This is a genomic window from Aeromonas enteropelogenes (assembly GCF_020097295.1).
Taxonomy (GTDB): Bacteria; Pseudomonadota; Gammaproteobacteria; order Enterobacterales; family Aeromonadaceae; genus Aeromonas; species Aeromonas enteropelogenes.
In genome coordinates, this window is the sequence record NZ_CP083625.1 from 659,847 (window position 1) to 678,432 (window position 18,586).

An 18,586-nucleotide genomic window follows, 5' to 3' on the forward strand; every position below is an offset into this window, starting at 1 on the left:
AAATGTGACGCGTGGGGGATTTTTTAAAACAACAAAGCCTTGTGTGGCGCGGCATTAAACGTTTTCCTGTTGATTTTTGCAAAACGTTTTCACTTTCAGGGTTTTACCGAAAAAATGCCCTTCATCTGACTTTTATCTGTCCCTTTCACGCCCTTGGCTGGCAATCGACGGGCAAAGGGGCGATAGTGGAGGCGATTTTTTACTGAGCGGCATATCCAACGGGGAACAAGCCATGTATCGGATTGGGGAACTGGCCAAGGCGTGCGGGGTAAAGGCAGATACCCTGCGCTTTTACGAGAAGAACGGACTCATCTCGCCGGGCATTCGCAACGAGTCCGGCTATCGCCTCTACGGCGAGCAGGACAAGCGGCGACTGGAGTTCATCATCCGCGCCAAGTCGGTGGGCTTCTCCCTGGCCGACATCGGCGAACTGCTGGCCCTCGACACCAACAAGGCCAAGGTCACCTGCCAGGAGGTAAAGGCGGTGGCCGATACCAAGCTCGAACAGGTGGAGCAGAAGATCGTCGAGCTGACCCGTTTTCGCGACAACCTGCGGGAGCTCTCCAACATCTGCTGCGGTGGCCCGCGCTCGGCGGAACACTGCGCCATCCTGGAGACTCTGGAGTCGGGCGCTCCGACCCATCATGAGCACCACCACGAGTAAACCTGCCTGCCGACTGATTGCGACGGCGGCGATTTGGTGACAGAATCGCCGCGTTTTTGAGCAGTGTGCCCCAAGGGGTTGCCAGGCGGCTCGCCGCCACAACGATACACCGCCCAGCACATCACCCATCCAGAGACGAGGAGCCACCATGGCCAAGAGAAGGATTGCACAATTCCCCCACACCTCACGGGAGAATCCCCTCCCCGAGGAAACAGCAGTTCAGGGAACCGGCTACGCCCATCGGCGTGGCGAGATAAAGGAGAACCACCTGCAGGCCCTGCTCACGGATCCGCTGTTTCGCAGCCGGGTCGAGCAAAACAGGAAGGGCAAGGGCAGCTATCAGCGCAAGGCCAAGCACGCCAGGCGGTGGGAGCCCGGCCAACAGCAGATGGTGCACGTCTGCTGCTGAGCGGGTTTCTATCGACCATAAACAATCAGGGCGCCAATGGCGCCCTGATTGCTTTGCTGAAAAAAGCCGAGCCGCAGGCGCTTATTGCCTCATGGCCAGCTCGCCATCCTGGGCTTACTCATCCATAAAGAGTTCCAGCAGCACATTCAGATAGCGATGGCCGAGGGCGGTGAGCTGCCAGCTGTCGCCGAGATCCTCGATAAGCTCCTTGCTTCGGGCGATGTCCAGTACCGTCTCCACCCGCTCCAGCGGCAGACCGGTATAGGCTTCGAACTCCGCCTTGGGAGCCGGTTCAAACAAACGAAACCGGTTCATGAAGTACTCGAGCGGCAGATCGTCCTCGGTGACCTGCCACTGCTCGTCCAGATAGGGACGGGCAAGATCCAGATAGCCTTTCGGGTGCTTCACCTTGGCGGTGCGCAGGATCTGGCCACTGGCGAGATCCGTTACCTTGCCGTGGGCGCCGCAGCCAATCCCCAGATAGTCACCAAAGCGCCAGTAGTTGAGGTTGTGGCGACACTGATAACCCTCCTTGGCGTAGGCCGAGATCTCGTACTGGCGATAACCCCTGGCGGTGAGCATGGCGTGGCCCTGCTCGTAGATGTCCCACAAGGTGTCATCTTCCGGCAGCCGGGGTGGCTTGGAGGCGAACGCCGTGTTCGGCTCTATGGTGAGCTGGTACCAGGAGAGGTGCGGCGGCGCACAATCGATGGCCTGCTGCAGATCGTAGAGGGCGTCCTCCAGGCTCTGATCCGGCAGGCCGTGCATCAGATCCAGATTAAAGGTGGGAAGCTTGATGGCGTGGGCCAATGCGGCAGCCTTGCGCGCCTCTTCCGGGCCGTGAATGCGCCCGAGCCGGGTCAGTTTCTCCTGCTGGAAGCTCTGCACCCCGATGGAGATACGGTTGATGCCCGCCAGCTGGAAGCCGGCGAACTTGTCCGCCTCTACCGTGCCCGGGTTGGCCTCCATGGTGATCTCGCAGTCCGCCGTCAACGGGATGCGGGCACGCACCCCGTCCAGCAGCGCCTGCATCGCCGCCACCGTCAGCAGGCTGGGAGTCCCGCCACCGATAAAAATGGAGGAGAGGGGGCGCCCCTGGGCCCACTTCAGATCCTGCTCCAGATCCTCCAGCAGGGCGGCCACGTACTCGAGGTGAGGCAGTTCTCCCTTCTGGGCGTGGGAGTTGAAGTCGCAATAGGGGCACTTCTGGACGCACCAGGGCACATGGATATAGAGGGAGAGAGGCGGCAGTTGCAGCATGGGGATTCCACTAATCAAAAATAAAAACGGGGGCTGACGGCCCCCATTGTAGATGAAATGCTTGCCGGAGTATCCCGGCGCCGTGCCCGGGCTCAGTGCGCCGCGGCCAGGGCCTCTTTCAGCTTGGCCAGCGCCTGGCCACGATGGCTGAGCTGGTTCTTCAGATCACCTGGCATCTGGGCGGCGGTGCAGTCGTGATCCGGTACGAAGAAGACGGGGTCATAACCAAAGCCGTGCTGACCACGCGGCTCGTCGATGATCATCCCCTCCCAGCTCGCCTGGCAGATGATGGGAGTGGGATCGTCAGCGTGGCGCATATAGACCAGCACACACCAGAAGCGGGCGCTCTTGAGATATTCAGGCGCCCCCTTGAGCTCACCCAGCAGCTTGTCGATATTCTCCTTGTCGCTGGCGTTGTCGCCGGCGAAACGGGCGGAGTAGACACCTGGGCGGCCGTGCAGCAGATCCACTTCCAGGCCGGAGTCATCGGCCACGGCGGGCAGTCCGGTGATGCGGGCGGCGTGGCGGGCCTTGATGATGGCGTTTTCGACGAAGGTGGTGCCGGTCTCATCGGCATCGGACACTGCAAACTCGCTCTGCGGGATCACCTGGATCTTCATATCGGCCAGCATGGCGGCCAATTCCTTCACCTTTTTCTGATTCCCTGTTGCCAGGACAAGCTTGTTCATCGCACACCTCCGCAAAAATAATCTGCGCATTCTATGCGTCGCAGCCGTTTAGTAAAAGCGCCAATTGTCACTAATCCCGCCCCATCCAAGGCCCGTCACAAGGCCCTGTTTGCTACCGGAAAAATACATGTTTCCATACAGGAATAACCGAAGTGATTAAATACCATTTCTATTCATTACTGTGACTCAGTAGACTCGCGCACCAACCGATTTCTCCTGTCTTCATGAGGTGGCTGATGCCCTTGATCCTTCTGCTCGTACTTCTGGTACTGTTCGGCCCGCTGGCCATCGACATCTACCTGCCCGCCATTCCGCAGATGGCGGAAAAGCTGGGCGCAGAAGTGACCCTGATGCAGGGCACCATCACCTGGTTCCTGTTCAGCATGGGTCTGGGCCAGCTGCTGGTGGGACCGCTGGCCGACCGTTACGGCCGCAAGCCCATCGCCCTGGGCGGGGTACTGCTCTACGGCCTGAGCGCACTGGGCGCAGGCTTCGCCGCCAGCCTCGGGGAGCTGATGCTGGCTCGGGTGCTGCAAGGCTTTGGCGCCTGTGCCACCTCGGTCGCGGCCTTCTCGGTGGTACGTGACAGCTATGGCCCGAAAAAGAGCGGCCAGATGATCTCCTACCTCAATGGCGCCATCTGCTTCATTCCGGCGCTGGCCCCCCTGTTTGGGGGCTGGCTCACCGCCAAGGCGGGCTGGTCTGCCAACTTCTGGTTCATGGCCGGATATGCATTGATGGTCGGCGGCTGGTTGCTGTGGCGCATGCCGGAGACCCGCCCGGAGGATACCCGCAGCGAGGGAGCTCTCATCAGCTGGGATCGCTACAGCCCTGTGCTGCGCTCCCCCACCTTCCTGTTCAACGCGGCGCAATGCATGCTGGCGATGGCGGTGATCCTCGCCTATGTCACCGCCGCACCGGTGCAGCTGATGGTGAAACTGGGACTGGACATGAACGGCTTCAGCTACTGGTTTACCGCCAACGCGGCGGTGAACATCCTGGCCTGTTTCTTGGCCCCCCGCTGCGTTGCCAAGATGGGACCGAGACGCACCCTGCGCATCGGCCTGCTGGTCCTGCTGGTGGCGGCCATCACCCTGACCCTGACCATGCACATTGACCATCCGCTGGGCATGATGGGCCCCGTGTTCCTCTCCAGCATCGCCTTTGCCATGATCCTGGGCTCGGCCGCCGGCATGGCGCTGGCCCCCTTCGGTCAGTGCGCCGGTACCGCCGCCGCCCTGCTCGGCCTGTTCCAGATGAGCGGAGCTGGCGCCCTGGTCGGCCTCACCGGCGCCCTGATGCAGGATCCCCTGGATCAGCTGGCACTGCACATGTGGCTGCTGTTGCCACCACTGGTGGTGTTGATGACCCGCCAGGGACGGCGCTTGTGTTTGCAATAAATCCTGTGCTCTGATGAGCACATCCGGGGGCCGCTGGCCCCCTCCTCTTTTTGTGACCCGTCGCCCGCCGGCACAGGCGCCCGACCCCGACTCATGTCAGCGGAGAAACACCCATGAGCCAGACTCTCAACGCCGCCCTGGTGGGCTATGGCTTTGCAGGCAAGACCTTTCACGCCCCCTTTCTCGGCACCACTCCGGGCCTTCGCCTCAGTTGGGTGGTAAGCCGCGATGCTGCCAAGGTACGGGCCGATCTGCCCGATTGCCGGGTCGGTTCGCTGGAGGAGGTGCTGAGCGACAACACGGTTGATCTGGTGGTGATCGCCACCCCCAACGATACCCATGCTCCCCTCGCCCGCCAGGCACTGCTGGCCGGCAAGCACGTGGTGATCGACAAGCCGTTCGCCCTGGATCTGGCCGAGGCCAAGGCGCTGGTCGAACTGGCGGAAAAGCAGCAGCGGCTGCTCAGCATCTTCCACAACCGGCGCTGGGACGGGGATTTCCTCACGGTGCGCCGCCTGCTGGCAGAGGGGACCCTGGGGCAGATCGCCCAGTTTGAATCGCACTTCGATCGCTATCGCCCCGAGGTGCGCCAGCGCTGGCGCGAGGCGGGCGGTCCGGGTTCCGGGCTCTGGTTCGATCTCGGCCCCCATGTGCTGGATCAGGCGCTGCAGCTGTTCGGTCTGCCCGACTGGCTGCAGGCCGATCTGGCCGGGCAACGCCCGGGGTCCCTGAGCGATGACTACTTCCACGTGGTGCTGGGTTACGGCGAGATGCGGGTGGTGCTGCACGGCAGCTGCCTGGTGTCGGCCACCATGCCCCGCTTCATCATTCACGGCAGTGCGGGCTCGTTTATCAAGTTCGGCATGGATGTGCAGGAAGAGCAACTCAAGCTCGGCAAGCGCCCTCCGGCGGCCGACTGGGGCGTGGACAGCGAGCCAGGCCAGCTCAGCCGGATCCTGGATGGCCAACTGCAACAGGAGCTGGTCGCTGGTGAGGCCGGCGACTACGGTGCCTACTACCGCGGAGTCTGCGCCGCCATCCTGGGCGAAGGGGCAAATCCGGTGCCCGCCGGAGAGGCCCTGACGGTCATGGCGCTGCTGGATCTGGTACGCGAGAGCCATAGCTCGGGAAAACGCCTTGCTTGTCAGAAGCTGTCTGACTGACCACGCCGACAGCAAAGATTCAAACAAAACCTCAAAACCGTTTAGATACCAGGCAGACAAGATAAAATGGTGATTAGTTGTGCTACATCACCATTTTTTGGACATTTTTAGTTGAATTTAGCTAAATGAGCAGTTCTTTTTATCTATGGTACGAAAAAATGTCATTGTGATATCCGTTTTCATCTGCAACCGTTGGGGCTATATTGCGTCCGCCTCTTGGCTCCCGGCCAATGATTGGAAAACCGGGTGAAAGGACGCACTTTGATGGTTGTCACAACCATCTCTCCATCTTTTGTTGAGGGTATACACATGAATAAAGTACTGGTAGCCGGTATCCTGGGTCTGATGTTGACCGCTTGCGGTCAGAAAGAAGAGAAGGCTGCCGCACCTGCTGCCACTCCGGCCGCCGAAGTCGCTGAAACCGTAGAACAAGCGGCCAGCGAAGCCACTTCTACCGTCGAAAAAGCCGCCTCCGAAGCGACTGCAACCGTTGAGAAAGCTGCTGACGACGTAGCCACCAAGGTTGAAGCTGCCGTGAGCGATGCCAAGGCCAACTAAGCCAGCACCTCATTCGAAGACGGGCCCTAAGGAAACTTCGGGCCCGTTTTTTATGGGCCGTTTACGGCGCCGGATTGATCAAAGAGGTGAGGATATGATCCTCCCAGCGGCCATTGATCATCAGATACTCCCTGGCATACCCCTCCCGCTCGAAGCCGAGCCGCTCCAGCAGGGCGCCGCTGCGATGATTGGCCGGCATGTAGCAGGCCATGATGCGGTGCAGACCATGTTCGCGAAACAGGTAATCGATGGCGACGGGCAGCACCTCCTGCATCAGCCCCTGCCCCTGGTGCTGCTGATCGACGGCATAACCCAGGTGGCACGCCTTGAAGATCCCCATCAATATGTTGCTGAAGTTGCAGGTGGCGATCACCCGCTCCCCCGCCGGATCCAGGGCCGCCAGATTGACTCCGGTGCCGTTGAAGAACTGGCCATAGCTCTCTTGCAACCTGGCGTGCCAGTAAGGGAGGGTATAAAAGCGCTCATCCCGCAGTGGCTCCCAGGGAGTGAGGTGGGCGCGATTGCGCCGATAGAAGTCGAGAATCATGGGGGCCTGATCCGGTGACAGCACCGTCAGGTGGGCTCGGGCCGTCTTGAGATGTGGCAGCACCATCAGGATTCCCTCAACCTCAACCACTCATCACGTAGCAAACTGTAGTGGACGTGATCCACCACCCGGCCGGCCAGCCGTTCGGCGCGCCGGGTGATCCCCTCCTGCTGCATCCCTAGCCGCTCGCAGACGGCCCGGCTTGGCTCGTTGTCAGTAGCGGCGCTGATCTCCACCTTCTCCATGCCCATCTCCTCGAAAGCATGATGGATAAGGGCCTGACAGGCCCGGGTGATGATGCCGTTGCCCTGCCAGCGCTCCGCCAGCCAGTAGCCGATGGCCACCTTGCCAAGATCCGCGTCTATCTGGTTGTAGCCGATCACCCCGACCACCTCCCCCTGATACTCGATGGCGGTAGTCAGCCCCTCGCCGCGGGCAAACTTCTCGATGGCGTGGCGAATGAAGGTGGCACTGTCGGCGGGGCGCAGGATCAGGGGCGGCCAGGGCAGCCACTGGGAGAGGTATTCCCGGTTGTCGCGGCAGAGGGCAAACAGCTCGCTCGCCATGTCGGGCTGCAAAAAGAGCAGCGCAAGCTCATCGTCCAACTGCCATGAGAACATGGGATTCTCCTTTGAAATCAGTCATCAAATGACAAAACAGCACCAATGTAGCCAATTGCTTCCAGAGGAGCCAACCCTTTTGCAGGGAGTCGCTCACCTTTCACCGCGCCACCGTTTGGCCAGGGCACGAGCTGTCGCCAGCACCGCCTCCTTGGCCGGATTGGGCCGTTTGCCACCGCGCCAGGCCATCATCACGTCCCAGTGCTCCTGAGGCAGATTGCAGACATCCAGTTTGACCAGTCGCCCGACCTCCAGATCCCGCGCGATGGCCAGCTCCGGCATCAGGGTGATAAAGCCGTGTTCCAGCGCAAGATCCCGGGCCGCACTCGCGGGCTGTACCCCGTGCAAGGGACTGGCGGCACGGCGCAGCCGCCGCAATTGCTGAATAAAAACGTCACAACCTGGCCCCCACACCTGGGGGGCAAGCCGCTGATCGGCGATGTCTTGCAAAGTCAAACCGTGGCACCCCGCCAGCGGGTGCATAGGCGAGGCGATGGCGATGATGGGGGAACAGCAGAGCAGCTCCATCTGCAGTCCCGCCACGGGCGGGCACTTGAGCACGAAGCCGATGTCGGTCACCCCGGTCAGCAGCTCCTGCATGATGACGCCGGAGTGATCCGTGGTGCAGCGGATCTCGAACGCCTCGTCCACCAGCTCCATCAGGAGCGAGCCAAACACCACCGAAGTCAGGGAAGGCAGGCTGGAGAGACGGATGCAGGGCAGCGCCGGTGCCCCCTGCAGCGCCAGCCGCCCTTCGCTCAGGGTTGTCAGGGCCGAACGGGCCGCTGGCAGGAACTCCTCGCAGGCGCGAGTCGGGGTCACACCGCGGCGATGACGCTGGAACAGCGGCGCCCCCAGAGTCAGTTCCAGATGGGCAATACGCTGGCTCACCAGAGGTTGCGACCAACCGCGGATAGCCGCCGCCTGACTGAAACTGCCGAGCTCCGCCACATCCAGCAGCAGCTGCAAATCGTCCAGATCCATAGACATAAAAAATCCTGATATGAAATATAGGTAGTTGTCGTCTACCACTATATCTGATGCCCCTCCAGAATGGAGTCATCAATCAATAGAGAGGGCATTATGGTCGAGCGGGCAAGGCATTGGGGGCGCTGGTTTCTGGCGCTGGATACGACACTGGTTATCCTGGGTTTCTTTGTGGTGATGCCGATGATCAGCCTGCGCTTCGTGGATCAACTCGGCTGGGCGGCGGGGTTGGTGGGGCTGGCCCTGGGGCTGCGTCAGCTGACCCAGCAGGGGCTGGGAATTTTCGGCGGCTCCCTGGCCGATCGCTTCGGTGCCCGTCCCCTCATCGTCACCGGCATGTTGCTGCGCGCCGTCGGCTTCGCCACCCTGGCCTGGGCCGAGAGCGGCGCCATGCTGATCTTTTCCTGCTTCCTCTCCGGTCTCGGTGGCTGCCTGTTTGATCCGCCGCGGGCCGCCCTGGTGATCAAGTTCACCCGCCCCGGCGAGCGGGGCCGCTTCATCTCCCTGTTGATGATGCTGGAGAGCGCCGGCGCCGTGACCGGGGCCCTGCTCGGCAGCTGGTTGCTGCGCTTTGACTTCACCTATGTCTGCCTGCTGGGCGCAGGCCTGTTCACCCTGGCGGCCCTGTGCAACTGGCTGCTGTTGCCCCCTTACCGCCTCTCCCTCAAGCCAACTCCGATGCGGCAAGGACTGGGGCAGGTGCTGGCGGATCGCGCCTTCTGCCGGCTGGTGCTGATCCTGAGCGGCTACTACATGCTGTGGGTGCAGGTGATGCTGATCTTCCCCATCCTGGTCAAGCAGCTCTCCGGCAGCACCACGGCGGTCGGCTGGATGTACAGCCTGGAGACCGCCCTGTCGCTGGCGCTGCTCTACCCCATCGCCCGTTTCAGCGAGCGGCGCTACAAGCTGGAAAATCGCCTGATGGCCGGCATCCTGCTGATGACAATAGGGATAGGGCTGGTCGCCTTCGTCAACACCCTGTCGGGGCTCTTCGTGCTGCTGGCCTGCTTCTATCTGGGGATAATCATCTGCGAGCCGGCGCGGGAGACCCTGATGACCCGGCTGGCCAACCCCAACGCACGCGGCAGCTACATGGGTTTCAGCAGACTCGGACTCGCCCTGGGGGGCATGACAGGCTACGTGGGGGGAGGCTCCCTCTATGACTATGCCCTGCAGCAGGGGCAACCCGCCCTCCCCTGGCTGGTACTGGGCACGATCGGTGTGGTCACCATGCTGCTGCTGGCTCACTGCTTCGCCCGCCGCCCGGAGCTGAGAAGCCGGGCGGCAGCCTGAACCATTTTCAGGGAAATGAAAAATAAAGTTGCGCACAACAACCAAATCGCTAAATTGGTTGTTGTGCACAACAAAAAGGAAACCCTGATATGGATCCCCGCCCCCTGCGCGCCCTCTCTCGCGAGCTGGTCCGCGAACTCGGCATGCTCTCCCAGCAATGCGGCGAGCTGGCCCTCACCCCCATCGAAGCCCACCTGCTGATCGAACTGGAGAGCGGCCCCGCCACCAACCAGCAGCTGGCGGAGAAACTGCGCATCGACAAGTCCAACGCCAGCCGTCCGCTGGCGCGCCTCGCCGAACGGGAGCTCATCAGCTGGCATCCCCATCCCTCCGATGGCCGCAGCAAGGAGGCTCGCCTCACCATCACCGGTCAAAACCAGCTGCTGGCGCTGCATCGGGAGATGGACTGCGCCATGGAAGAGACCTTGGCCCAGTTGACTCAGGAAGAACGCGAGCTGCTGTGGGAAGGCCTGCGCCTCTATCGCAGCGCCCTCTCCCGTGCCCGCCGCCAGCAGGGCTACCACATTCGTCCCATCCGGGCGTTCGACAATCCCCATATCGCTGCGGTGATCCGCGCCGTCTCCGCCGAATACGGCCTCACCGCCGACAAGGGCTATGGAGTCGCCGACCCGAACCTGGATCAGCTCCATGAGACTTATCAGGACAGGGGTAGCCGCTACTGGGTGATTGAAGGGCCTGATGGCACCATTCTGGGTGGCGGCGGCATAGCTAGGCTGACGGGAGAAGAGGAGACCTGCGAGCTGCAGAAGATGTACTTCATGCCCGCCCTGCGCGGGCTGGGACTGGGGCGACGGCTGGTGCTGCAGGCGCTGGAGGAGGCACGAACCCTCGGCTACCGGCGCTGTTACCTTGAGACCACAGAGGTACTGCGGGAAGCCACCAGCCTCTACGAGTCACTGGGTTTTGAACACCTGCCCGGCCCGCTCGGTTGCACCGGCCACGATGCCTGCGAGATCTGCATGGTGCTCACCCTGTAACCACGCCGGAAAGCCGGCAGGACCCCGCGAGCAGGGTCCTGCCATCGAAAACCTGTTTTGATTAACCCTCTCTTGCCGCCTCTCCCGTTATCGTGCTGGTCTGGTTCAGTGGCCGTCTGGCCCAGAAACCGGCGAGCAGAGAACCGGAGAGGTTGTGCCAAACCGAAAACAGGGTTCCCGCCATGGCTGAAGCCGGCGTGAAGAACTTCATGGCGAGCGCAGTGGCCAGCCCCGAGTTCTGCAGCCCCACCTCGAAGGCGACGGTACGGCAGATACGCTCATCAAAGCCGAGCAGCCGGCTGACCCAGTAGCCCGCCGTGATGCCGATACCGTTATGCAGGATCACCGCCAGCGCCACTATGGGGCCTATGCTGGCGAACTGACCCGCATTGAGCGCCACGACGGTTGCGATGATCAACACGATGGCCGCCATGGAGACCAGGGGGAGTACTGGCTCGATGCGCGCGGTCAGGGAGTGCAGGAAGACATTGACGACCACCCCGAGCACCACGGGGATCAGCACTATCTTGACCAGGCTCAGCAGCATGTCCAGCACCGGCACGTCGACGCTCTTCCCAGCCAGCAACTGCACCAGCAGAGGCGTGATGATGACGCCCAGCAGCGTGGAGAGCGCCGTCATGGTGATCGAGAGTGCCACATCGCCCTTGGCGAGATAACACATCACATTGGAAGAGGTGCCGCCGGCCACGCTGCCCACCAGCACCATGCCCACCGTCAGCTCGGCATCGAAACCCAGCAGCAGACTGATCAGCAGGGCAGCCAGTGGCATTACGCTGAATTGCAGCACCAGTCCCAGTCCGATGGCCTTCTTGTTGCGCACCACGTCGAGGAAGTTCCGGGGTTTGAGGGTCAACCCCATGGCCAGCATGATGATGGTCAGCAGCGGCACTATCTGCGCCTTGAGATCGGTGAACAGACCCGGCTGCCAGTAGGCCAGCAAGGAGAAGAGCAAGGCCCAGAGCGGGAAGAAGTTGGTGATGCGTCCAAGCATGTCGATATCCTTATTCTGAAGCTAACGCAGGCAAACAAGCCCGCAGGGTTTTCTTTTATATCAGCTTTGTCATCGGGTGGAGCCTCGATTGTGCTCGTCAGCCGGGGAAATAGAACCAGGCGGTGCTGATAAGGCCTTCCTCTACCTCGAAGACCGCCACACTCTCCAGCGGTTCGGGAGAGAGACCGTGGATCCGCTCATGATCAAACACCTTGTTGCCGAGCACCGTCCTCGACAACAGTTCGGCCTTCAGCAGCGGGTTGTTGAAGCGATGCTCTGCATAGAAGGTTCTCAGCGCCTCCTTGCCAACGGTGGAAGGCGATTCTGCCGGCATGCGATAGGCTTTGAACTGCTCGGAAAAGCAAGCCTGGAAGGCCTCGATATCATGGGCATTGTAGGCTTCCAGCTGTGCCTGGACGGGCAGCGAGGCGGACATAGCACTCTCCAATAAATTTAATTTATTCATTTATATTGGTTTTTTACTCAATCGTCGATAACAGACAAATTCCCTTCCCCACGGTTCCCCGTAAAAGCCGATAAAAAAAGACCCCGCCGAAGCGGGGTCTCTTGTCTCGTCAGCCATGCAGGCTTGCGAAGCGGTATCAGTGCTCGCGAGTCTGGCGGAACAGGACGTCCGGGTGACGCTCCTGAGCCAGGCGCAGGTTGACCATGGTCGGCGCGATATAGGTGAGGTTGTCACCGCCATCGAGGGCCAGGTTGATCTCGTTCTTGCGCTTGAACTCCTCGAACTTCTTGGCATCTGTCCCTTCCACCCAGCGGGCGGTGGAGACGTTGACCGCCTCGTACAGGGCCTCGACGTTGTACTCGCTCTTGAGGCGCGACACCACCACGTCGAACTGCAGCACACCGACCGCACCGACGATGAGATCGTTGCTCTGTAGCGGACGGAACACCTGCACCGCCCCCTCTTCGGAGAGCTGTACCAGCCCCTTGAGCAGCTGCTTCTGCTTGAGGGGGTCGCGCAGGCGGATGCGGCGGAACAGTTCCGGCGCGAAGTTCGGGATGCCGGTGAACTTGAGATCCTCACCCTGGGTGAAGGTGTCACCGATCTGGATGGTGCCGTGGTTGTGCAGGCCGATGATGTCACCCGCGAAGGCGTCTTCCGCTTGCTCGCGATCGCCAGCCATGAAGGTCACGGCGTCGGAGATGTTCACATCCTTGCCCAGACGTACGTGGCGCATCTTCATGCCCTTGGAGTAGGTGCCGGAGACGATGCGCATAAAGGCGATACGGTCGCGGTGTTTCGGGTCCATGTTCGCCTGGATCTTGAACACGAAGCCGGAGAACTTCTCCTCGGTGGCAGCCACTTCGCGGCTCTCGGCCTTGCGCGGCATGGGAGCCGGCGCCCAGTCGGTCAGGCCGTCCAGCATATGGTCAACACCAAAGTTGCCGAGTGCGGTACCGAAGAAGACCGGTGTCATCTCGCCGGCGATGAAGGCGTCGTGATCGAACTCGGGAGAGGCACCCTGCACCAGCTCCAGCTCATCACGCAACTGCTGAGCCAGATCTTCACCGATGGCGGCGTCCAGATCCGGGTTGTTCAGCCCCTTGATCACTCGCTTCTCCTGGATGGTGTGGCCCTGACCGCTTTGATAGAGGTAGGTCTCATCCTTGTAGAGGTGATAGACACCCTTGAAGGATTTGCCGCAGCTAATGGGCCAGGTGATGGGGGCGCACATGATGTTGAGCTCGCGCTCCACTTCGTCCATCACTTCCATGGGATCGCGCACTTCGCGGTCCAGCTTGTTCATGAAGGTGAGGATGGGGGTATCGCGCAGTCGGGTCACTTCCATCAACTTGCGGGTCCGGTCTTCAACACCCTTGGCGGCGTCGATGACCATCAGGCAGCAGTCGACCGCCGTCAGAGTACGGTAGGTATCTTCGGAGAAGTCCTCGTGACCCGGGGTATCGAGCAGGTTGACCAGGCAGTCGGCATAGGGGAACTGCATCACAGAGGTGGTGATGGAGATACCGCGCTGCTTCTCCATCTCCATCCAGTCGGATTTGGCGTGCTGGCCCGAGCCACGGCCCTTGACGGTACCGGCGCGCTGAATGGCCTGTCCGAACAGCAGGACTTTTTCGGTGATGGTGGTTTTACCCGCATCCGGGTGCGAGATAATCGCAAAAGTGCGTCTCTTGGAGACTTCACTCAGAAATTCAGCTGACATAATTCAACGTTCTTCTATTGGGCGGCGGCCTTGGCCACCGTGGGAATAAATCCGGGATGCCGCATTCGACTCACGGCACATCTGTATGCAGCGCATGCCACGCCGGCAGGCATCAGGCCAGCCAGGTGGAAAAAGGGGGGAAAGCGTTGCATTACATGGGTCGTCTCGCCTGAGTCAAAGCAAAATTGCGCGGCATTATACCCGCGCGAGCGAAAAATACCCAGCCTGGCATGGTGGAGAAATCCGCAAGTTACACGTCAAGCCTCTTGAGCCAGCACCACCCGGTTGCGCCCGGTCTGCTTGGCCTGGTACATGGCCTCGTCGGCCCGCCGGATCAGGGCACTCAGGGTGTCATCGAAGGAGCCATACTGGGCGCAACCTATGCTGACATGGACAAAACGCCCCTCCGGCATCCCGTCTATACACAGCCGGGAGACCCGCTGGCGGATCCGCTCTGCCACCTCGGCGGCCTCCTCGAGTCTGGTGTCGGGCAGCAGCACCAGAAACTCCTCGCCGCCGTTGCGTCCCACCTCGTCCTGCACCCGCAGATGCTCACCGAGGCAACGAGCCACCGCCTTGAGTACCATGTCCCCCATGTGGTGACCCAGCTGATCATTGACCTGCTTGAAGTGATCGATATCCAGCAACAAGACGCTCAGGGAAGGACCACCACTTTTTGCCTGATCGAAACAGGCCTGACCCCGCGCCATGATCTGGCGACGATTGTGGAGACCGGTCAGCTCGTCCGTCATGGCCAGCCGCCTCATCTTGCGGCTGCGGTTGAAGAGGTAGAGCACCAGCATGCCCATCACCACCAGCAGCAGAGCCACCACGGCGAATTGCCACTGGCGGCGCTCCTGCAGTTGCTTGAGCTTGGCTTCCTGCAACAGCTGTTTGGTCTTGAGGGTCTGGTTTTCCAGCTCCTTGCGAGCCAGATCGAACTCGAAGCGCATCTGCAAGGAGCGCTGCTCCCTGAGCACCAGCTCGGTGGCATGCCTGGTCTGCACATACTCCTTGAGGCTGGCCAGCGCATCACCGACCCGGCCCTGGCGCTCGAAGATGCGCGAGCGCAGACCATAGACACGGATCAGAAAACGCTGGTTATTCTCCCTGGCGAAAACGGTCTCCGCCCGCGCCAGATAGTCGAGGGCCCTGGTTTGCTCTCCCGAGGTATCCAGCACCATGGCCATCACCAGTTGCCAGTGCGCCAGGGTCACGCTGTCGCTCCCCTCGCGATCGTGCAGCAGCACTTCGGCCTGTTTCAGCTTGGCTTTGGCCTCGCTCACCTTGTTCTGGTTGAGCAGCATGGTGGCCACCTCGATCTGGCTCCAGGCCAGCAGTCCCTCCTGACGCTGGGACTGATAGTAGCGCTCGGCCTCCTGCATCAGGGGCAGGGCCCGGTCGAACTCGTCCATTTCGGCGTAAAGCAGCGCCTGCTGGGCATGGATATCCACCAGCTGTTCCCGGGCCCCCAGCTGGCGATAGTCCTGCTCCAGTTCCTTGAAATAGTCGTCGGCTCGCTCATAGAGCCCCATGCGCCGATAGGAGTTGGCAATCAGGGTCAATACTTCCCGCCCCTTGTCCTCCATGCCCAGATCTTCATAGCGCTGGTATGCTTCGATAAGCTCCTTCAGCCCCTCGGCCAGCTTGCCCTGATAGGAGTAGAGTTCGCCACGATAGCTGAGGACATCGGCCTCTTGCATCCGATCCCCAAGCTCCCGCGCCAACCCCTGTGCCAGCCCAAAATCGGCCAGCGCCAGCTTCATGTTGCCCAGCATCTGCTGGTGAAAGCCGCGACAGACAAGCAGTCCGGTTTCGGTGAGCCGATCCTTGCGCGCCCTGGCGATGGCCAGCTCCTTGTCGGCAAAAGCCACCACGGCGCGATACTCGCTGTCCCGCTCGGCCGGCATTGCCCGACACTGCAGCCGGGCAATCCGTCCCTGCACGTCGGGGGAATAGGCATCGCGATTGGCCGCCAGGGCGGCGACCCGCAATCGGTAGATGCGATCGGGTAGGCCCCCCTCTTCCAGCGCTTGCAACTCTTTAGATAATTGCGGCTCGCCAAGGGGGCCTCGTGCCGCCCATGCAGGAGAGCAAGCCAGACACACCCACAGGATCAAGGTCATGCAACGCTTCATGCCGGATCAGGTTCCCCATTCGATAGCACTGATACTCTGATAACTCATCATATCGTTCCTTGTCCGACCTGGCAGCAAACCTTATGCCAAATCCGGTTTTTAGCCCTCCTCACAATGACGAAATCCGGCGCTTTACAGGAGCAGACCCAGCATCGACTATATGTTCTTTTTGCAGGGATGTGGCGGGATGACATACGAGGAGTTGCAGGCTGCCTATGCCAGGCTGCAGCTGGAAAACGAGCGGCTAAAGCGCATCGCCGACGATGCCCGCGAAAAACTGGACGCCGCCATGGATGGTACCGGCCTGTGCATCTGGCAAAACCACATCCCCACCGGCAAGCTCATCATCTTCAACCGCCGCTGGGGCGCCATGCTGGGATTTCAGCCCAAGGAGCTGTCTGCCCATTTCGACGTCTGGCGCGAGCATCTGCACCCGGAAGACAGGGAGCGGGTGCTGCAGGCCTTCTTCGACCATCTGAGCGGCAAGAGCCCCTTTTATCAGGTGATGCACCGGATGATCGCCAAGGATGGCAAGACCACCTGGGTGCTGGATCGGGGCCGCGTGGTGGAACGGGATGAACAGGGCAACCCCATCCGGGTGATGGGCACCCACATCGACATCACCCATGAGAAGGAGTACGAGCAGCAGCTGGCCCGGCTCGCCCATCGGGATCCCCTCACCGGCCTTGCCAACCGCACCGCCTTGCAGCGCAAGTTCAACCAGGGTTTCAAATCCATCTGCTTCATCGATCTCGATGACTTCAAACAGGTCAATGACAACCTGGGCCACCGGGCCGGCGACGAGCTGCTGGTCGCTCTGACCCAGCGCCTCAGGCAGTGCTGTCCGGAAGAGAGCGAACTGGGGCGCATCGGCGGCGACGAGTTTGTGCTGCTGCTCCCCTGGGAGAGCGAGGATCCCCGCACCCACGAGCTGGCCCAACTCTGCATCGAACTCATCTCGACCCCCTTCCCCCTCGCCAACGGCGACGGGAATGTGGGTCTGAGCATGGGAATTGCGGCCATCCGGCCCCAGGATGACTTCGGCGCCGCCCTGGCCCGGGCCGATCAGGCCATGTACCGGGTCAAGCGCAGCGGCAAACGGGGCTTTCACATCTCCCGTCCGAGCGGTCAGCCACTGCTGGATCAGGAACAGGTCAACGAACGTGCCTTGAGCCACACTCCGGCTCACTGACAGCGGGATCCCTCAGTGCTGCTGCCAGCGGCGCAGCAGGCGGCCACGCAGGCCGCAATCCAGCAACCAGCTGTTGTCGAATACCCGCAGCAGCGCCTGCTTGGCGTGGCGGGACATGGCGACGGCGTGAAAGCGGGTCTCGCGATGGCGATAGCGATTCATCTGATCGAGCAGGGGATGGGGCAGACTCTGGGCGATGAAGTCGGAGATCACCAGCACATCCGCCTTGGCAAAGGCGGGCTCGTCGAGTTTGAGCAACGCCTTCTCGAGACAGGGCACCAGATCGGTACCGCCGTGAAAACTCATGGAGAGGAAGCGCTCCGCCTTGTCCAGCCCAGTGTCAGCGGTGATCTCCAGGGTCGCCACCTCGGTAGAGAAGAGCATCAGATAGCAGCCGCGCTTCTCATCCATCGCCACCTTGAGCAGCGCCAGAAACAGCGCCTTGGCACACTCCTCCGGATAACCGCCCATGGAGCCCGACGTATCGACGCAGACGATGAAGGGCCCCCGCTGCTGCAACTGGTGTCCACCCTGTTCCGAGGTGCGCAGCATGATGCGCTGGCGTGGCAGGGTACCCCGTGACTGGTAGCTGAGCAGGCGCCGCTCCAGATAGCGGCGATAGAACTCCAGCTCCAGCTCCGGCAGCCCCAGCATCACCGCCTCGCTCGGCAGCAGTCGCATCAGGTCGCTGGCCTGATGGATCCCCACCAAATCGTCGGGCACATCGTCGCTAGGGGCAGGTTCGAGCTCCAGCATCTGCACCGGCGGCACCGGCTGCTCCTGCGCCTGCCGATCCCGTTCGCTGCGGCCAAGCTGGGCGGCTATCTCAGCCAGCAGGGGTTCCCGCTGCAACATGCGGGCATACTGCTTGACCAGCACCAGGCTGCGCTTGTGCCAGCTGCCCTGGGCCAGATCCCACAGACCACCGGCCGAGATCTGGTGGGGATCGAGGGCATCGGCCAGGGTGCGGCTCGCCAGCAGCTGATCCTCGATCTCCTGGCGCTGCTTCTCCCGCTCCGCCTCGGCGATCTGCTGCTGCAGTTGCAGCAAACTGCCCACCAGGCTGGCACGCCACTTCTCGACAAACAGCTGGCGCAGGCTCTCGGTCGGATGAGCCACCAGCTGGCGCACCAGGCTGCGGGCTTCGCCGGCGAACGGGCTGTACTGCTCGAGCGCCTCCAGCAGCGTCGGCAAGCGGCCGATAAGCTCAGTCATCGGTAGCTGGCGATGCGCCTGATAGAGCAGGTACTCCTGCTCCAGCGCCACCGGCACCGGCTTGTGGCGGATCTCCTCGCCAAGCTGTTCGCCCCAGCTCTGCAGGCGCTTTTTCAACAGCTTGCCCTGTAGCGGCGAGCGCTTGATGAACTCGGAGATCTTGGGTGAGGCCGCCAGCAGCAGCGCCACCTCCCCCGCCAGCTCCCCTTCCCCCATCAGGAGCCCCAGATCCAGCATGCCAATTTCCAGCAT

18 protein-coding genes are annotated in these 18,586 nt (G+C 61.6%); 8 read left to right on the forward strand and 10 right to left on the reverse strand.

Translation table 11 applies throughout. The features are described 5' to 3' along the window. Positions 1-232 precede the first annotated feature (232 nt). Positions 233-664, forward strand: a complete 432-nt coding sequence (zntR, locus tag LA321_RS02985) for a Zn(2+)-responsive transcriptional regulator (protein ID WP_042071155.1) — start codon at positions 233-235, stop codon at positions 662-664. A 148-nt stretch (positions 665-812) separates the two neighbouring features. After that, positions 813-1,073, forward strand: a complete 261-nt coding sequence (locus tag LA321_RS20215) for an alternative ribosome-rescue factor A (protein WP_042071153.1) — start codon at positions 813-815, stop codon at positions 1,071-1,073. Positions 1,074-1,187: 114 nt separating this feature from the next. Here LA321_RS20215 and hemW read toward each other — a convergent pair whose 3' ends face one another. Both hemW and rdgB read right to left on the reverse strand, forming a co-directional pair. Continuing rightward, positions 1,188-2,333 (reverse strand): radical SAM family heme chaperone HemW, encoded by a 1,146-nt coding sequence (gene hemW / locus LA321_RS02995; RefSeq protein ID WP_042071151.1) that lies wholly within the window; start codon positions 2,331-2,333, stop codon positions 1,188-1,190. A gap of 92 nt (positions 2,334-2,425) precedes the next feature. Continuing rightward, entirely contained in the window at positions 2,426-3,022 is a 597-nt protein-coding gene (gene rdgB, locus LA321_RS03000) for an RdgB/HAM1 family non-canonical purine NTP pyrophosphatase (RefSeq protein ID WP_042071149.1), read from the reverse strand. Positions 3,023-3,258: 236 nt separating this feature from the next. On the opposite strand from rdgB, the gene LA321_RS03005 reads away from it, so the two are divergent. The 3 genes from LA321_RS03005 to LA321_RS03015 all read left to right on the forward strand — a co-directional run bounded on the left by LA321_RS03005 (position 3,259) and on the right by LA321_RS03015 (position 6,143). Then, a complete protein-coding gene (locus tag LA321_RS03005; protein WP_042071147.1) occupies positions 3,259-4,422 on the forward strand; it encodes a multidrug effflux MFS transporter in 1,164 nt (387 codons plus the stop codon). A gap of 113 nt (positions 4,423-4,535) precedes the next feature. After that, on the forward strand, positions 4,536-5,585 hold the full coding sequence (locus LA321_RS03010) for an oxidoreductase (RefSeq protein WP_042071145.1): 1,050 nt from the start codon (positions 4,536-4,538) through the stop codon (positions 5,583-5,585). 309 nt (positions 5,586-5,894) lie between these two features. Further along, positions 5,895-6,143 carry a hypothetical protein gene (locus LA321_RS03015; RefSeq protein ID WP_042071349.1) on the forward strand — a complete coding sequence of 83 codons (249 nt, stop codon included), beginning with the start codon at positions 5,895-5,897 and terminating at the stop codon, positions 6,141-6,143. A gap of 61 nt (positions 6,144-6,204) precedes the next feature. Here the strand turns inward: LA321_RS03015 and rimJ are convergent, their stop codons facing one another. The 3 genes from rimJ to LA321_RS03030 all read right to left on the reverse strand — a co-directional run bounded on the left by rimJ (position 6,205) and on the right by LA321_RS03030 (position 8,300). Next, positions 6,205-6,756, reverse strand: a complete 552-nt coding sequence (rimJ, locus tag LA321_RS03020) for a ribosomal protein S5-alanine N-acetyltransferase (protein ID WP_042071142.1) — start codon at positions 6,754-6,756, stop codon at positions 6,205-6,207. Beyond that, the gene (locus LA321_RS03025; protein WP_042026991.1) at positions 6,756-7,310 is read right to left on the reverse strand and encodes a GNAT family N-acetyltransferase; all 555 of its coding nucleotides are present in this window, start codon (positions 7,308-7,310) and stop codon (positions 6,756-6,758) included. Before LA321_RS03025 ends, rimJ begins: the two co-directional genes overlap by 1 nt. Positions 7,311-7,403: 93 nt before the next feature. Then, a complete protein-coding gene (locus tag LA321_RS03030; protein ID WP_042026993.1) occupies positions 7,404-8,300 on the reverse strand; it encodes a LysR family transcriptional regulator in 897 nt (298 codons plus the stop codon). A gap of 93 nt (positions 8,301-8,393) precedes the next feature. Between LA321_RS03030 and mdtH the strand changes: the two genes are divergently transcribed. Both mdtH and LA321_RS03040 read left to right on the forward strand, forming a co-directional pair. Next, the gene (gene mdtH / locus LA321_RS03035) at positions 8,394-9,590 is read left to right on the forward strand and encodes a multidrug efflux MFS transporter MdtH (protein ID WP_042026994.1); all 1,197 of its coding nucleotides are present in this window, start codon (positions 8,394-8,396) and stop codon (positions 9,588-9,590) included. An 89-nt stretch (positions 9,591-9,679) separates the two neighbouring features. Continuing rightward, on the forward strand, positions 9,680-10,588 hold the full coding sequence (locus LA321_RS03040; RefSeq protein WP_042071140.1) for a bifunctional helix-turn-helix transcriptional regulator/GNAT family N-acetyltransferase: 909 nt from the start codon (positions 9,680-9,682) through the stop codon (positions 10,586-10,588). A gap of 61 nt (positions 10,589-10,649) precedes the next feature. Here LA321_RS03040 and LA321_RS03045 read toward each other — a convergent pair whose 3' ends face one another. From LA321_RS03045 to LA321_RS03060, 4 genes are all read right to left on the reverse strand, one after another. After that, entirely contained in the window at positions 10,650-11,600 is a 951-nt protein-coding gene (locus LA321_RS03045) for a bile acid:sodium symporter family protein (RefSeq protein WP_042071138.1), read from the reverse strand. A gap of 97 nt (positions 11,601-11,697) precedes the next feature. Continuing rightward, positions 11,698-12,036 carry a nuclear transport factor 2 family protein gene (locus LA321_RS03050; RefSeq protein WP_042071137.1) on the reverse strand — a complete coding sequence of 113 codons (339 nt, stop codon included), beginning with the start codon at positions 12,034-12,036 and terminating at the stop codon, positions 11,698-11,700. A 166-nt stretch (positions 12,037-12,202) separates the two neighbouring features. Further along, a complete protein-coding gene (gene prfC / locus LA321_RS03055; protein ID WP_156141015.1) occupies positions 12,203-13,792 on the reverse strand; it encodes a peptide chain release factor 3 in 1,590 nt (529 codons plus the stop codon). Between the two features lie 254 nt (positions 13,793-14,046). After that, positions 14,047-15,915, reverse strand: a complete 1,869-nt coding sequence (locus LA321_RS03060) for a GGDEF domain-containing protein (protein ID WP_042071133.1) — start codon at positions 15,913-15,915, stop codon at positions 14,047-14,049. 199 nt (positions 15,916-16,114) lie between these two features. On the opposite strand from LA321_RS03060, the gene LA321_RS03065 reads away from it, so the two are divergent. After that, complete coding sequence (locus LA321_RS03065) at positions 16,115-17,119, forward strand: sensor domain-containing diguanylate cyclase (RefSeq protein WP_042071131.1); 1,005 nt, start codon at positions 16,115-16,117, stop codon at positions 17,117-17,119. Between the two features lie 12 nt (positions 17,120-17,131). Here the strand turns inward: LA321_RS03065 and viaA are convergent, their stop codons facing one another. Further along, positions 17,132-18,586, reverse strand: coding sequence for an ATPase RavA stimulator ViaA (gene viaA, locus LA321_RS03070; RefSeq protein WP_042071130.1), 1,455 nt, complete (start codon positions 18,584-18,586; stop codon positions 17,132-17,134).

Excerpts from the sequence above, each read along its gene's own strand:
- LA321_RS03040 (WP_042071140.1), top strand. The coding sequence starts at position 9,680 with ATGGATCCCCGCCCCCTGCGCGCCCTCTCTCGCGAGCTGGTCCGCGAA.
- viaA (WP_042071130.1), bottom strand. The coding sequence starts at position 18,586 with ATGCTGGAAATTGGCATGCTGGATCTGGGGCTCCTGATGGGGGAAGGG.
- LA321_RS03050 (WP_042071137.1), bottom strand. The coding sequence starts at position 12,036 with ATGTCCGCCTCGCTGCCCGTCCAGGCACAGCTGGAAGCCTACAATGCC.
- LA321_RS03045 (WP_042071138.1), bottom strand. The coding sequence starts at position 11,600 with ATGCTTGGACGCATCACCAACTTCTTCCCGCTCTGGGCCTTGCTCTTC.
- LA321_RS03005 (WP_042071147.1), top strand. The coding sequence starts at position 3,259 with ATGCCCTTGATCCTTCTGCTCGTACTTCTGGTACTGTTCGGCCCGCTG.
- LA321_RS03010 (WP_042071145.1), top strand. The coding sequence starts at position 4,536 with ATGAGCCAGACTCTCAACGCCGCCCTGGTGGGCTATGGCTTTGCAGGC.
- LA321_RS03030 (WP_042026993.1), bottom strand. The coding sequence starts at position 8,300 with ATGTCTATGGATCTGGACGATTTGCAGCTGCTGCTGGATGTGGCGGAG.
- LA321_RS03060 (WP_042071133.1), bottom strand. The coding sequence starts at position 15,915 with ATGACCTTGATCCTGTGGGTGTGTCTGGCTTGCTCTCCTGCATGGGCG.
- LA321_RS20215 (WP_042071153.1), top strand. The coding sequence starts at position 813 with ATGGCCAAGAGAAGGATTGCACAATTCCCCCACACCTCACGGGAGAAT.
- LA321_RS03015 (WP_042071349.1), top strand. The coding sequence starts at position 5,895 with ATGAATAAAGTACTGGTAGCCGGTATCCTGGGTCTGATGTTGACCGCT.
- rimJ (WP_042071142.1), bottom strand. The coding sequence starts at position 6,756 with ATGGTGCTGCCACATCTCAAGACGGCCCGAGCCCACCTGACGGTGCTG.
- hemW (WP_042071151.1), bottom strand. The coding sequence starts at position 2,333 with ATGCTGCAACTGCCGCCTCTCTCCCTCTATATCCATGTGCCCTGGTGC.
- rdgB (WP_042071149.1), bottom strand. The coding sequence starts at position 3,022 with ATGAACAAGCTTGTCCTGGCAACAGGGAATCAGAAAAAGGTGAAGGAA.
- mdtH (WP_042026994.1), top strand. The coding sequence starts at position 8,394 with ATGGTCGAGCGGGCAAGGCATTGGGGGCGCTGGTTTCTGGCGCTGGAT.
- LA321_RS03025 (WP_042026991.1), bottom strand. The coding sequence starts at position 7,310 with ATGTTCTCATGGCAGTTGGACGATGAGCTTGCGCTGCTCTTTTTGCAG.
- zntR (WP_042071155.1), top strand. The coding sequence starts at position 233 with ATGTATCGGATTGGGGAACTGGCCAAGGCGTGCGGGGTAAAGGCAGAT.
- LA321_RS03065 (WP_042071131.1), top strand. The coding sequence starts at position 16,115 with ATGACATACGAGGAGTTGCAGGCTGCCTATGCCAGGCTGCAGCTGGAA.